The sequence below is a fragment of the Rhizobium sp. SEMIA4064 genome (genome assembly GCF_003025035.1).
Lineage (GTDB): Bacteria > Pseudomonadota > Alphaproteobacteria > Rhizobiales > Rhizobiaceae > Rhizobium > Rhizobium paranaense.
The window spans coordinates 186,141-199,403 of record NZ_PYJN01000013.1 but is presented as its reverse complement, the minus strand read 5'-3'; the positions used below and the strand labels follow the sequence as shown (position 1 = coordinate 199,403).

At 59.9% G+C, this 13,263-nt stretch carries 9 protein-coding genes; 3 read left to right on the top strand and 6 right to left on the bottom strand.

Going from position 1 to position 13,263, the window contains the following annotated elements:
- Positions 1 to 10: 10 nt before the first annotated feature.
- Positions 11 to 2,194 carry a glycosyltransferase family 2 protein gene (locus C9E91_RS07500; RefSeq protein ID WP_107107726.1) on the top strand — a complete coding sequence of 728 codons (2,184 nt, stop codon included), beginning with the start codon at positions 11 to 13 and terminating at the stop codon, positions 2,192 to 2,194.
- Between the two features lie 41 nt (positions 2,195 to 2,235).
- On the opposite strand, the gene C9E91_RS07495 is transcribed toward C9E91_RS07500, so the two are convergent.
- From C9E91_RS07495 to C9E91_RS07485, 3 genes are all read right to left on the bottom strand, one after another.
- Positions 2,236 to 2,631: a (R)-mandelonitrile lyase gene (locus C9E91_RS07495; protein WP_107107725.1), complete on the bottom strand. Its 396-nt coding sequence runs from the start codon at positions 2,629 to 2,631 to the stop codon at positions 2,236 to 2,238.
- 108 nt (positions 2,632 to 2,739) lie between these two features.
- Positions 2,740 to 6,201, bottom strand: a complete 3,462-nt coding sequence (locus tag C9E91_RS07490; protein WP_107107724.1) for an ATP-binding protein — start codon at positions 6,199 to 6,201, stop codon at positions 2,740 to 2,742.
- A gap of 3 nt (positions 6,202 to 6,204) precedes the next feature.
- Positions 6,205 to 7,440: a metallophosphoesterase family protein gene (locus C9E91_RS07485; RefSeq protein WP_107107723.1), complete on the bottom strand. Its 1,236-nt coding sequence runs from the start codon at positions 7,438 to 7,440 to the stop codon at positions 6,205 to 6,207.
- Positions 7,441 to 7,760: 320 nt separating this feature from the next.
- Between C9E91_RS07485 and C9E91_RS07480 the strand changes: the two genes are divergently transcribed.
- Together C9E91_RS07480 and C9E91_RS07475 are read left to right on the top strand one after the other, a co-directional pair.
- The gene (locus tag C9E91_RS07480; protein WP_107107722.1) at positions 7,761 to 8,747 is read left to right on the top strand and encodes an aldo/keto reductase; all 987 of its coding nucleotides are present in this window, start codon (positions 7,761 to 7,763) and stop codon (positions 8,745 to 8,747) included.
- A gap of 219 nt (positions 8,748 to 8,966) precedes the next feature.
- Positions 8,967 to 9,314: an antibiotic biosynthesis monooxygenase gene (locus tag C9E91_RS07475; RefSeq protein ID WP_107107721.1), complete on the top strand. Its 348-nt coding sequence runs from the start codon at positions 8,967 to 8,969 to the stop codon at positions 9,312 to 9,314.
- An 81-nt stretch (positions 9,315 to 9,395) separates the two neighbouring features.
- Here C9E91_RS07475 and C9E91_RS07470 read toward each other — a convergent pair whose 3' ends face one another.
- The 3 genes from C9E91_RS07470 to lon all read right to left on the bottom strand — a co-directional run bounded on the left by C9E91_RS07470 (position 9,396) and on the right by lon (position 13,066).
- Positions 9,396 to 9,938 carry an ATP-binding protein gene (locus C9E91_RS07470; protein WP_107107720.1) on the bottom strand — a complete coding sequence of 181 codons (543 nt, stop codon included), beginning with the start codon at positions 9,936 to 9,938 and terminating at the stop codon, positions 9,396 to 9,398.
- Between the two features lie 226 nt (positions 9,939 to 10,164).
- On the bottom strand, positions 10,165 to 10,440 hold the full coding sequence (gene hupB, locus C9E91_RS07465; RefSeq protein WP_104822664.1) for a DNA-binding protein HupB: 276 nt from the start codon (positions 10,438 to 10,440) through the stop codon (positions 10,165 to 10,167).
- Between the two features lie 205 nt (positions 10,441 to 10,645).
- The gene (gene lon / locus C9E91_RS07460) at positions 10,646 to 13,066 is read right to left on the bottom strand and encodes an endopeptidase La (RefSeq protein WP_107107719.1); all 2,421 of its coding nucleotides are present in this window, start codon (positions 13,064 to 13,066) and stop codon (positions 10,646 to 10,648) included.
- Between the last annotated feature and the right edge of the window lie 197 nt (positions 13,067 to 13,263).

The window sequence follows — 13,263 nt, the reverse complement described above, 5'->3', positions numbered from 1 at the left end:
TAAGAAATCAATGACACTTAAGATTTTTCCCAATAACGATCTTCGACGCCAGATTTCCGGTGCGGATGCCAATTTATGGACATCCCTTGGCGACGATCCTGCTTTCGAAATTCGCTTTGCGCCCGTCAGAAAGAGGCTTGTCGTCGTTCATATTGCCGGCACCGATGAGCCGATCGACCCGAAGTTCTACGTCAATCGCGGTCGCGGCTTTCGGGAAAAGGATGCGGTCACGCTGTCGGCAGGGCGTCGCTTCATTATTACGGCCGATGTGGGAGCCGTCGGCACCATCTGCTCGCTCCGCGCCGATCCCGCAACTTTCCCGACGACGTTCAGCTTCAACGTTGCGGCTTTTTCTTCGGTGAAATCGGCCGAGAAGCATATTTCAACGCTACTCGGCCCCCATGGGCAAGCGGAACGGGTCGATCTCGGCAAACTGGCGCAGTATTGGACGAAGCTGCCAAAACTGCCCTTCGGAAAACGTTCTAAGAATGCTGCGATAGAATATGCGGAAACAAGTTACCGGCTTGCCGCCGATCTCGCTGCCTCCCCTGTTTCCTCGACGGCTGGGCTATGGCTCAGCGTTGTCGTTCCCGTCTATAACGCTCCGGCACGGTATCTCGACGATCTCCTGAAATCCTTCGAGGCACAAAACCAAGAGGGTACGGAACTCATTCTAAGCGACGACGGATCGACCTCGCTGGAAACACGGCGATGGTTTGAGACGCAGAGACCGAGAGACAATGTCCATTTTGTTCTGAACGAGAAGAACGGTGGCATAGCAGCCGCTACCAACGCCGGACTTTCGCATGCGCGCGGCCTATGGGTCGCTTTCCTCGACCATGACGACGTAATCGCCCCTCATGCCTTCAAGGTCGTGCGGCACACGTTGGAGCAGAATCCGGATGCCAATTTCCTTTATACCGATGAACTGGTTGTCGACGACATGCTGAAGCCCAAGGGGCTGATGTTGAAACCGGCCTATGACCCCGTTCTTCTGACAGGCGTCAACTACATCAATCATTTCTCCATCTACCGCCGTAGCCGGCTTCAGGAGATCGGCTATATCCGCACCGGATATGACGGATCGCAGGATTATGATCTCCTGCTGCGCTATCTGGAAGGACTGCCCGACAATACCATCCTTCACCTGCCCTACCCAGCCTATTGGTGGCGGCGCAATGGCCGCACCTATTCGCGGAAATTCATGGATGCCGCGACGGCCAACGCCAGAAAGGCGCTTGTCGAACGATTTGAGCGTCAACGGCAGCCCGTCCGCGTTGAGGGCGCGCTGACGAATACCCTGCATCGCGTGATGTTCGAGCGTCCGAAGATGTCATGGCCGAAGATATCCATCATCATTCCCAGCAAGGATAGCTTCGACCTGATCTCCAGGGTGTTGAAGGATATCTTCGAGCGAACGGACTATGCCGATTTCGAAGTGCTCGTCATCGACAACGGCTCTTCGGACAAGGCCGTCCTGGATCTCTACGCGCACTACCGCGAAACGCGGCCAGAGTTTTCGGCCTCGATCACGCCTGAACCCTTCAATTTTTCCCGGTCGATCAATCGCGGTTTGCGCGCCGCCAAAGGTGAGCACTATCTGATCCTCAACAATGACGTCGAGATTATCGAGCCCGACTGGCTGAAGGAGATGGTGGCCTGTCTTGCCTATGAAGGGACCGGCATCGTCGGCGCCAAGCTTCTTTATCCGAACGACAAGATCCAACATGCCGGCGTTATTATCGGCTTCGGCGGGTTGGCGGGTCATTGGTATATGAACAAGCCCAAGGATTTCGGCGGGCCGATGAACAGGCTGCACGTCCGCAATTCGATGACCTGCGTGACCGGGGCGGTCATGCTGATTTCCGGCGACTGCGCCGAAGCCATCGACACGTTCGACGAAGAAAATTTCGCCGTCGCCTATAATGACGTCGACTATTGCCTGCGCGCCCACAAGGCGGGGTTTCGCATCATATGGACGCCATTTGCCTGTCTCTACCATCATGAATCGCTTTCACGGGGATCGGACAAATCGGGAGAACGGAAAAAGCGATTTGAGCGGGAAAAAGACAATCTGCGCCGGCTGCACGCGACGCAGACTTTCGAGGACCCGGCGATCAATCCGGCATACAGCCGAGACAAATCGGACCCGAAGATCTTGATGCCAACAAAGCTGCGTATTCCATCGATGTAAGTTTCGGCAGCTATCCCACCTAAGGGAACCGTCGCGTTGTTTTACCCGCGATACTGCTCTTCGGTTACATATTCCATCCAGTCGGCGGCCTTGCCGTCCTGCATCTCCTGAATGGCGATGTGCGTCAGCGCGGTGTCCGGCCCAGCGCCGTGCCAATGCTTTTCGCCCGGAGCGAACCAGAGAACGTCGCCGGTATTGATCTCCCGGATTTCGCCGCCCCAGCTTTGCGCGAGTCCCTTGCCGGAGGTGACGACCAGTGTCTGGCCGAAGGGATGCGTGTGCCAGGCCGTGCGGGCGCCCGGGTCGAAGCTGACATTGACCACCTGGACGCGTGCCGGCGCCTCTGCCTGCATCAATGGTTCCTGACGCACGCCACCGGTAAAATATTCGGCCGGCGCATCGAAGGACGGGCGCGATCCCTTGGGCTTGATCTCCACGGCGTTTCTCCTGCTTCTGCCAGCGCGACGCTTGCCGCGCCTCTTTCTCTGCTGCCAGCCTATGCCATTCGATGACGTCATCCAAGCGACAACACCGACGCTAACGCTCTACAATTGGATCAGATCCAAATCCTTGCCGATCTCCCGTTTGGCAATCTCGACCAGACTCATTTCATGGGTGAAAAGAATGGTTTGGAAACGCTCCGCCGTGCCGGCGAGCGCCTTCAGGCCGGCGCTGACGCGATCATCGTCGAAGGTTTGGAAGATATCGTCGACAATCAGCGGCGCGGGCTCGTTGCGGGACGAATAATCTTCGAGGAAGGCGAGCCGCAGCGCGAGGTAAAGCTGGTCGCCAGTACCCTCGCTCAAGCCATCCAGCGGCACACGCTCGCCGCCGGAGCGCTCCGCCAGCAGTTGCAGAGCATCCCTTTCGTCATGTTCTTCGACCAATCGCGCAAAGCGCTGGCCGGTCAGCAACGAGAACAAATCCCCTGCCCGCGTGATGACGGGATCGGCCTGCTGCTCGCGATAGGCCTCCATCGAGCTTGCCAACATCCGTGCCGCGAGTTTCAGCACCACCCATTGCCGTGCCAGTTCCTTGGCCTCCTGCTCGGCGGAGAGCTTCTCGAACACGGCATGTTCAGCGCTGACGCCGGTCTCCAGGGCGCGCCGCTGGCGCTGGTTTTCCGACAAACGCGCGATCAGTTCGCCATGCGCAGTGAATTGCCGGAGATCTTCGGCGGTCAGCCGCTCGATTTCCAGCTCCGCGGCAACGCGCTCGAAGCCGGCGAGCTGGGTGCGGGTTTCATCTTCGCTGTCGCCGTCGGCCTGCTGGCGGAAACGGTCGCAGCTTTCCATCAGCCTCGTGTTCAGCCGGGCACGTTCGCGCAGGCGTGAGAGCAATGCCGACAGATCGGTATCCTCAGGCAGATCGGCGGTCAGACGGGCAAGATCGGCCATCACTTTTGCAACGGCGTCATCGCAACGGATAGCCTGCGCCTCGGCACGCTGGCGCTCCTCGTCGAGTTGATCGCGCTTCTTTTGGTCACCGCGCGCCGCATTGACGCGGGCGTGCAGCGCTTCGGCTGCGGCATCCGGCGGCAGGTGATCGAGTTCATAGCCGGCAGTTGCGGCAAGCGTGGCAAGCCGGCGCTCGAAATCGGCCATGTCGCGGCGCATGCCGCTGACACGGCGTCGACGGTTGTCATGCTCCGCCAAGACATCCGGAAGCTCCGTCCATGCCTTCAAGGCAGCGGCAGCCATTTCCAGCGTCGCATCTGCAGGAAGACCGAACGGCAGGACAGCTTTGCCGAACGCGTCGCTCCAAGCGGTCTGGCGCCGCTCGATATCTTGCTGCTGTTCGCCAAGACGCGTCAGCCGGTCGCGTGCCGAAGCGATCTCACCTTCGCGCGTGCGGCTTTCATTCCAGCGCTCCGAGAGCAGGCGAAGATGTTTTCGCAATCCTTCCGCCATGGCGCCTGACGGCAGGCGAGCGCTTTTATAGCCTGTGGCGTCAGCGAGATCTTTTAGTGCCGGAGCAACGCGCGCTTCAGCAAGGGTGGCTTCATCCCGCTCGTCCACCAGATCGTGCAGGGCCCGGCACTCCCGCAACAGCCCTTCGACCGCGCGCCGCCATTCCAGCATGGCCGCCGGATCGAGCGCCGCGATAGCGCAGGGCTCGAAAAGCGCCGCAAAGGCGGCGAGCGCCTGCGCCGATGTTTCCTCGTGCTGCCGCAGTCGCCTTACAGCGGCCTCGCGCTCTTGTCGCAGCCGCGCCTGACGCAAAAGATTGTCCGCATGGCGCGAAACCCGGTCTGCATCGCTCAGTGCCGCATCGGCCAGGCGATCCGCTTCCGCAAGGCTCGTCGTGAAACTGGCGATCGCTTTGCCTTCGAGAGCACGGCCACCATCCGCCAATCCATCGCGGATCGATTGCCATAGGACATTGCGCGCGTCCCGAGCGTCGGCGATCTGTTCACGCGTGACGATCGGGCCTGTACGCTCGGCATCCTCCAGCGCCCGCTCGATCTCGGCCAACTGCTCATCATAGACACGTACCTTGTCCGATGCCTCGCGCAGGCTGCCGCGGGCGGCATCAATCGTCTCGCGATGCGTGGCGATCTCGGCTGTGTCCGGCAGCGGTGCGGTGAATAGCGCCTCGACATCGGCGACGGGAGGACGCAGGCGGGCAGCGGCCTCGTGAAGGTTCGTCTCGGCGCGGCGGATCTGTGTCTCCAACGCATCGAGACGGGCAAGGGAAGCCAAGTCACCGCCCAGAGACTCCAGTTGGTCGATATGAGGCCGGGGATCGATCAAACGACCGGCGAGGCCATCCTTTTCCAGCGCCGCGAGCTGCCCGCGCTCGCTCTCCAATTGCTCCGCAATGGCCTGAGCCCGGAGCAGCGATCGCCTGCCCTCTTCCACCAGTTCGGAGAGCCGGGCGCAGTCGGCATCGCTCGGCTGCCGTTTTTCCAACTGCGCAACATCTGAAAAGCCGAGGCGGCGGCCAAGCTGTATGAGCGCCGCGTCATAGCCGGCCAATTCCTGATCGACGCGCGGCAGATCCTGGCGCTGGCTGCGATAGTTGCCGGTATCAGCAAAGAGCTGCGTAATGTCGCCCGATATCTGCAGCAGAGTTTCGTCTATCTCAATCGACGACAGTTCTTCACCGGTGCGCGTGGCCAATTGCTGGGCACGGCGCAGCTCGTCTTCGGCGGCGCGCTTATCGCTCAGGCTTTGCTCCAGCCGGTCCGCAAAACTGTCCGCTATCGCCGAGAGATCGACGAGGCGGTCGAGCGCCGCGATCTCGCCGTCGATTTCGGCCAGCAGCGGCTGCAGCGTCTTCAACCTTTGCAGCCGATCGAGCGCCTGCCGCGTCTCGCGGCGCTGGTCCTGCAGGCGCTCCAGTTCCGTTTCCAGTTCCGTGGCTTCGGCCAGCAGCTTCTTCCAGTCACCCGATTTGAGCTCATTGTCGCGTTCGGCCTTGCGGGCCTCGTCATGGCGGTCCAGTGCCCGGTAGAAGCTGCGATCCTTCGACCGACGCGGCGCGTAGATGCCGTCCGCTTCACCGTCAAGAGACTGCCGCAAGCGAGAGAGGCCGGTGAGGCCGGAGGCGGCGGAAAACAGCAGGCTACCAATCTCTCCGCCGCTATGCAGCATGGCGGTTGCTCCCTGCCGCAATCGGAGAGAATCGAGGCCGAAAGCGCGCTCGAAGACGTCGCGGCTCAAATTGCCGAGAAACAGTGCCAGGGCATCTTCGGCAAGCGGCGCCTCCTTGTCATCGGGAGCGAGCAGAGTGTTCTTGCGCCCGCGGCGGCGTCGGAAAGCGAGCGTCGCACCATCCCGCGCGCTGATTGCCGCGCCGACACGCAGGCTCGTCGGCTCATGCAGGAAGCTTTGTTCGGCCGCAACGGGAAAGCCGAAAAGCAGATCGGAAATGGCGCTGAGCGCCGAGGACTTGCCCGCCTCGTTTGGCCCGTAAATGACATGCAGCTTGGCGCCAACGCGAAAATCGAGCGTGCGCTCGGTCAGCGCGCCGTAGCGGAGAATGTCGAGCCGATCGAAGCGCATGGGTCAGCCTGCCCTCTGCCCGCGCGCCAGCAGCAATTGCCGCGCTTCCTCGATCAACATCTCGACGGTATCATCAAGCGGCAACTCCGCCGCGCCCAGACCGGATGGCAAGCGCATCGCGATCTCGCCGACGAGCTTTTCCGCTTCCGCGACAATATCCGCATCACCCGCATGTTCGGTCAGCAATTGGCCGAGATCGAGCGTGCCATTGGCCTCGACAGCGCTCGCTACGGGCGGCTCCAGCCGCAGTTCCAGCTTCTCCAGCCAGATATCCTCATGCACGCGATGGCACGCCCCCTCGACCTCGTCGCGCCATTGCTGGCGATTGGCCGCAATAGTGCCCTGCAATGGCGTGATGCCCGACAGCCGAACGCGCAGCGCCGTCATGCGTCCCGCCATATTATCGGCAAGTGGCTGCACCGCCTGCTCGATGCGGCGCAGGATTGCGGCCTGGTCATCCTCCGGATCGACGACGATATCGGCCTGCGCGAACCGCGCCTCGTCGACAATCAAGCGCTCGTGGCTGACGCGGCCCTCGTCGACCGTGACCAGCACGGCGCCCTTTGCACCGCGCTCGCGAATGCTGCGGCCCTGCAGGTTGCCGGGGAAAACCACCAGCGGGTCGCTCGCCACCACCTCGTAGTCGTGCACATGGCCGAGCGCCCAATAATCGTAACCGCGCGAACGCAGGTCGTCGACCGAACACGGCGCATAGGGAGCATGCGGCTCGCGGCCGGTCAGCGAGGTATGGAGAATACCGATATTGAACCAGCCGGACACGGGCGCGGGATAGGCAAGCGCCAGATTGTCGTTGGCAGAGCGTTCGGCAAAGCCCTGCCCGTGCAGCGCCACCTGCAAGGCATCCAGCTTAACGGAGCCAGGCTTGTTGGTGGGGAATTCATGGACATTGGCCGGCAGCGTAATGGTCTTGGTGATGACACTCGCCGCGTCGTGATTGCCGCGCAGCAGATAGACCCGGATGCCGGCCCGCTCCAGCCGCGCCATTTCCCGATTGAAGAACAGGCCGATCTTGTTGTCCTTCCAATCGCCGTCATAGACATCGCCGGCAATGAGGAAGAAATCGACCGCTTTCTCGATCGCCAGCCCCACCAGCGTCGAAAAGGCCTTGCGGCTCGCTTCCACGAAGACAGCGGCGACAGAAGCATCTTTCAACGCCAGTCCCTGAAAAGGACTGCCGAGATGCAGATCGGCGGCGTGGATGAAACTGAAAGAGGGCATAAGCTCCGGTCTTCGTCAGATATCTGGCATCTTCTTTTAGGGAAATACGGAGCCGATGAATACCGTGCGGCAGAAGTCATCCAACGCTTTCGTCTATTGCCACGCCCTGTCATCCTCCTATGTCACGCGATTGCGATCCTGCAACTTCGTCCTAAAGCGCATTGCGATCTCTTGGATTCGCTCCTTGCGCTTTAGGCTCTTGATTTTGCGCATGTCGTTATCGCAAAACCGCTACGCACTTTGCGCGACATGCTGAGGCTTGTCGGCACTCTGAGCGGCTGGTAGTGCCTTGGCATTTCATTACGAACGGAGACAATTCCATGAAACATGATGCTTTCGTCCGCACGCCTTTTGTCGTTACGAATGTCGGCTTCGGCGCCTGGCAGATCGGCGGCGCCTGGGGTGATGTCAGCGAGGCCGACGGCCGCGCCGCCTTGAACGCCGCGCTCGACGCCGGCATGACCTTCATCGATACGGCCGACGTCTATGGCGATGGCCGCTCCGAAAAGATCATCGCGGACGTACTGAAAGCTCGTGGCGGCACGCGCCCGATGGTCGCGACCAAGGCCGGTCGGCGGCTCAACCCGCACGTCGCTGACGGTTACACCAAGGCCAATCTCGAAGGCTTCATCGACCGCAGCCTGAAAAACCTCGGCGTCGACAGCCTGGACCTGGTGCAGTTGCATTGCCCGCCGACAGAGGTGCTCTACCGCCCAGAGGTCTTCGTCGGACTCGATGAGCTGCAGAAGGCCGGAAAGATCAAAGGATACGGCGTCAGTGTCTCGAACGTCGAGGAAGCCCTCAAGGCGATCGAATATCCGGGCGTGCTTAGCATCCAGATCATCTACAACATCTTCCGTCAACGTCCCGACCACCTGTTCTTCAAGGAAGCCAGACGCAGGAATGTCGCGGTCATTGCCCGCGTGCCGCTGGCCTCCGGTCTGCTTTCCGGCAAGATCACCCGCGATACCCAGTTTGCCAACGACGACCATCGCAACTTCAACCGCCACGGCGAAGCCTTCGATGTCGGCGAGACCTTTGCCGGCGTGCCGTTCGATGTCGGCCTGCAGGCGGTCGAAGAAGTCCGCAAGCTTATCCCCGCAGGCGCTAGTATGGCCGCTTTTGCACTGCGCTGGATCTTGATGAGCGACGCAGTCACGGTCGTCATCCCCGGCGCCCGCAATGCCGAGCAGGCCAAGGCCAATGCGGCCGCCGCCGACCTTGCACCGCTTTCGGCCGATGTCATGGCGGCAACGCGGGAGATCTACGAACGCCTGATTGCCCCGCACGTCCATCACCGCTGGTAACGGCAGGCGTTTCCGGGAAAATCTGTGGCCGGATGCAGATCCGGCCATAGATTTTTTGTCCAATGGCGGGCGGACGCTGCTTTGACCACCCTCTGGAATTTCGAGCCTCCAATACACACGCAATTGAGATTGCCGGGCAACGAAAGCGGTGCATAAATCACGATCGGACATCGGGCGATGGGGGCTACAAGCACCCTCCAGGCGGAATAGGGAGTTGATATGATCGTTCGTTCCTGGCGGGCCGTCGCTGGCTCTGACGAGGTGCTGGCAGCCTATGCGAAGCATCTTGAGACGACCACTTTTGTTGAAATGGCGCAGCTTCCCGGCCATCTCGGGGCGACCCTCGCCCGCAAGGTTCGAGGCAACGACAATGAATTGGTGGTGATGAGCTTTTGGGCCGATATGGCTTCCGCTGGTCATTTTGGCAAAGGCGATTTTGACGATGCGGTGGTGAAGCCGAGTACGCAGAAGCTTTTGCGCTCCTTCGATTTGAAGGTCGAGTATTTCGAGACCGTGGTTTCGACCGGGCTAGTGTCCGGTCATGATCGTCCCCGCGAGGACGAATAGGCGTCCCTGCCTAAAGCCCTTTTATGATCGCGAGTCGCGCTTCGGGCCGAACACAGCCCGTGGCTTAGATGCGCCAGACGGTCATCGCCGGTTTTGATTGAGTTCTCCGCAGCTCGAAAGAATGTCATCGACAACGGAGGAGAGCTGTGCAGTGGCATCAATGATCCTCGCGTTCCTGGGCTCGTCTTCCTTCGATGCGTGCAGTTGCAAGACTAGCTCTTGTTCGGCCGGCTTGCCGCCAAACTCGTCTTCAGGTCGCTCCGCAAGCCGCCTCTTTAAAGTGACGGCGTCAACATCGAGAACAAATACCTCGTCAAACAGATCAATAAAGCGATGAAAATTTCTTGAGCCGCCGCAGAAGAAGGAGATCGGATGGCTTTTGTCCGCCAGCAGAGATTTGACTTTGTCGACGTCCCAAAGGTGGAGCCTGTGCCGGAAGGCCACATCCAGAATATTCTGGTCTAATGCAGAGCTATCCAGCGGTTCGCCCGTCACGGGATCGCCTTCATAGGCCAATTCACGGTCACCATGAATGACGTGATAACCACGCCGCTGCAGTTCGGTGGCGACCGAGGTCTTGCCAGTCCCGGAAACACCCTCGATCAGATAGTTTCTGACACCCATGTCGCCCTCATTCGATGAGCCGTACGCTCTTTGGAAGTTTTCAATTGCACAAGTTTCGACGGCGTACTTGGTGCGAAAATCCAGGAATGAAAGTCGGCTTCGGGCCGAAAGTCGTCATTGATGGCATTTGCCAGACAAGAACGAAAAAGGGGGTCCGAAATACTTCGAACCCCCCATATCCTCCACCATCGAGCTAAAGCCTCGATAGGCGGGTGAAAACGAGATATCAGCCGTTGACGGCGTCCTTCAGGCCCTTGCCGGGCGTGAACTTCGGCACGTTGCGAGCCGCAATATCAACCTCAGCGCCGGTGGACGGGTTACGACCCTTCGTGGCTGCACGGTGAGAAACGGTGAAGCTGCCGAAACCTGCGAGACGAATGTCGCCGCCCTTCTTCAGTTCAGACTGGACGGTATCGAAAACAGCGTCAACAGCGGAAGCAGCGTCAGCCTTCGTAATACCGGCCTTCTCGGCCACTGCCGACACGAGCTCATTCTTATTCATGTTTCCACCCCTTTCTTGGTATGAAACGACTCATCTTGTAAGCGGGGCGTAGAATACGAATGCTCCAGCCCGCCGCAAACCCCAAAAGCCCTGCAAATCAAGGAAAAGCAAGCGCTGTCAAAAGCTTTTCACAAAAAAAGACCGGCAAAAATGCCGGTCTTTTCTGGTTTTATGTCAATTCGGCGCAAATGAGGCGCAACCACGCTTAGTGGGCGATAGTTGCCCCGACATCGTCGACACCTTCAACCGTTGCGATCACGGGTGTTTCGACGGTGCCGTCCCACTCGATCGGCTCGGGCCTGCGCACCAGCGCATGCTTGATGACCTCGCCCATGCGGGATACCGGGACAATCTCCATGCTGTTCTTCACGTTGTCCGGAATCTCCGCCAGATCCTTGGCGTTTTCCTCCGGAATCAGCACCTTCTTGATGCCGCCGCGAAGCGCTGCAAGCAGCTTTTCCTTCAGGCCGCCGATCGGCAGCACGCGGCCACGCAGCGTGATTTCACCGGTCATGGCGACATCCTTGGAAACCGGGATGCCGGTCATGATCGAGACGATGGCGGTCGCCATGGCAACACCGGCCGAGGGGCCATCCTTCGGTGTCGCACCTTCCGGCACGTGCACGTGGATGTCGCTCTTGTCGAAGAGCGGCGGCTGGACGCCGAAATCGACGGCACGCGAGCGGACATAAGAGGCCGCCGCGGAAATCGATTCCTTCATGACTTCCTTCAGGTTGCCGGTGACCGTCATACGGCCCTTGCCCGGCATCATCACGCCTTCGATCGTCAGCAGCTCGCCGCCGACTTCCGTCCAGGCGAGACCGGTTACGACACCGACCTGATCGTCGCGTTCGGCTTCGCCGTGGCGGAAGCGCGGAACGCCGAGATATTCGTCGATATTCGCAGCGGTGACCGCGACGGACTTGGTCTTGCCCTTGATGATCTCGGTGACCGCCTTGCGGGCGAGCTTCATCAATTCGCGCTCGAAGTTACGCACACCGGCTTCACGGGTATATTGCTGGCTGATCGCCATCAGGGCGTCGTCGCTGACCGAAAATTCATTCGGCTGCAGCGCATGTTCCTTGATGGCCTTCGGCAGCAGGTGCCGCTTGGCGATTTCGCGCTTCTCGTCTTCGGTGTAGCCGGCGATACGGATGATCTCCATGCGGTCCATCAGGGGCGCAGGGATGTTCAGCGTATTCGCCGTCGTGATGAACATCACGTCAGACAGGTCGTATTCGACTTCCAGGTAGTGATCCATGAAGGTCGAGTTCTGCGCCGGGTCCAGCACCTCAAGCAAAGCCGAAGACGGATCGCCGCGATAGTCCTGGCCGAGCTTGTCGATCTCGTCGAGCAGGAAGAGCGGGTTGGACTTCTTCGCCTTCTTCATCGACTGGATGACCTTGCCGGGCATCGAGCCGATATAGGTGCGGCGGTGACCGCGGATTTCGGCTTCGTCACGAACGCCGCCAAGCGCCATGCGGACGTACTCACGGCCGGTCGCCTTGGCGATCGACTGAGCGAGCGAGGTCTTGCCGACGCCCGGAGGGCCAACGAGGCACAGGATCGGGCCCTTGATCTTGGTCGCGCGAGCCTGGACGGCCAGATATTCGACGATGCGCTCCTTGACCTTCTCGAGACCGAAATGATCGGCTTCGAGGATCTTCTCGGCATTGTTCAGATCGGTCTTGATCTTCGACTTCTTGTGCCAGGGGATGCCCAGCAGCCAGTCGAGATAGTTGCGCACGACCGTGGCCTCCGCCGACATCGGGCTCATCTGACGCAGCTTCTTCAGCTCCGCATCGGCCTTTTCCTTGGCTTCCTTGGAGAGCTTCGTCTTGGAGATGCGCTCTTCCAGTTCAGCCATCTCGTCGCGGCCTTCCTCGCCGTCGCCGAGTTCCTTCTGGATCGCCTTCATCTGCTCATTCAGATAGTATTCGCGCTGGGTCTTCTCCATCTGGCGCTTGACGCGCGAGCGGATGCGCTTTTCAACCTGAAGAACCGAAATCTCGCCTTCCATGAAGCCGAGCGCCTTTTCGAGGCGACCCTTGACGCTGGTGGTTTCCAGCATCTCCTGCTTCTCGGTGATCTTGATCGACAGGTGCGAAGCAACGGTATCGGCGAGCTTCGAGTAGTCATCGATCTGGCTGGCTGCACCAACCACTTCCGGCGAAATCTTCTTGTTGAGCTTTACATAGCTTTCGAATTCCGAAACGACCGAGCGGCTCAGTGCTTCCAGTTCGACCGGATCTTCACTCGGCTCATTCAGGACATGGCCGAGGGCTTCATAAAAATCCTCGCGGGCCGTGTAGGAATCGATCTCTGCGCGTGCCCGGCCTTCGACCAGCACCTTGACGGTGCCATCGGGGAGCTTCAGGAGCTGCAGCACATTGGCTACGGTGCCGACCCTGTGGATTGCGTCCGGGGCTGGATCATCGTCGCTGGCGTTGATCTGGGTGACGAGCATGATCTGCTTGTCTGACCCCATCACCTCTTCCAGCGCGCGGATGGACTTCTCCCGTCCGACGAACAGCGGCACGATCATGTGGGGGAAAACCACGATGTCGCGCAATGGCAATACCGGATAGGCAATGCTCTCATTTGCCGCAGACGTTTTCTTAGTCATGTCATTTCCTTTCCGTCGTCCCGTTCCCGGGCTCTCTGCCGGCTTGGAGGGATTAGCCGGCTCTCTCACTTGGGTTAGAAGTGGAGCTTCACATCATTCATTTCAAGTCGTGCAAAACGCGCCGCAGGGTCACGAAACACGCATGTCACGAGGAGGAACGCAACAACAAACACCGGACCCCGGCTACTCGAACATCG

Excerpts from the sequence above, each read along its gene's own strand:
- C9E91_RS07480 (WP_107107722.1), top strand. The coding sequence starts at position 7,761 with ATGAAACATGATGCTTTCGTCCGCACGCCTTTTGTCGTTACGAATGTC.
- C9E91_RS07485 (WP_107107723.1), bottom strand. The coding sequence starts at position 7,440 with ATGCCCTCTTTCAGTTTCATCCACGCCGCCGATCTGCATCTCGGCAGT.
- lon (WP_107107719.1), bottom strand. The coding sequence starts at position 13,066 with ATGACTAAGAAAACGTCTGCGGCAAATGAGAGCATTGCCTATCCGGTA.
- hupB (WP_104822664.1), bottom strand. The coding sequence starts at position 10,440 with ATGAATAAGAATGAGCTCGTGTCGGCAGTGGCCGAGAAGGCCGGTATT.
- C9E91_RS07475 (WP_107107721.1), top strand. The coding sequence starts at position 8,967 with ATGATCGTTCGTTCCTGGCGGGCCGTCGCTGGCTCTGACGAGGTGCTG.
- C9E91_RS07500 (WP_107107726.1), top strand. The coding sequence starts at position 11 with ATGACACTTAAGATTTTTCCCAATAACGATCTTCGACGCCAGATTTCC.
- C9E91_RS07490 (WP_107107724.1), bottom strand. The coding sequence starts at position 6,201 with ATGCGCTTCGATCGGCTCGACATTCTCCGCTACGGCGCGCTGACCGAG.
- C9E91_RS07470 (WP_107107720.1), bottom strand. The coding sequence starts at position 9,938 with ATGGGTGTCAGAAACTATCTGATCGAGGGTGTTTCCGGGACTGGCAAG.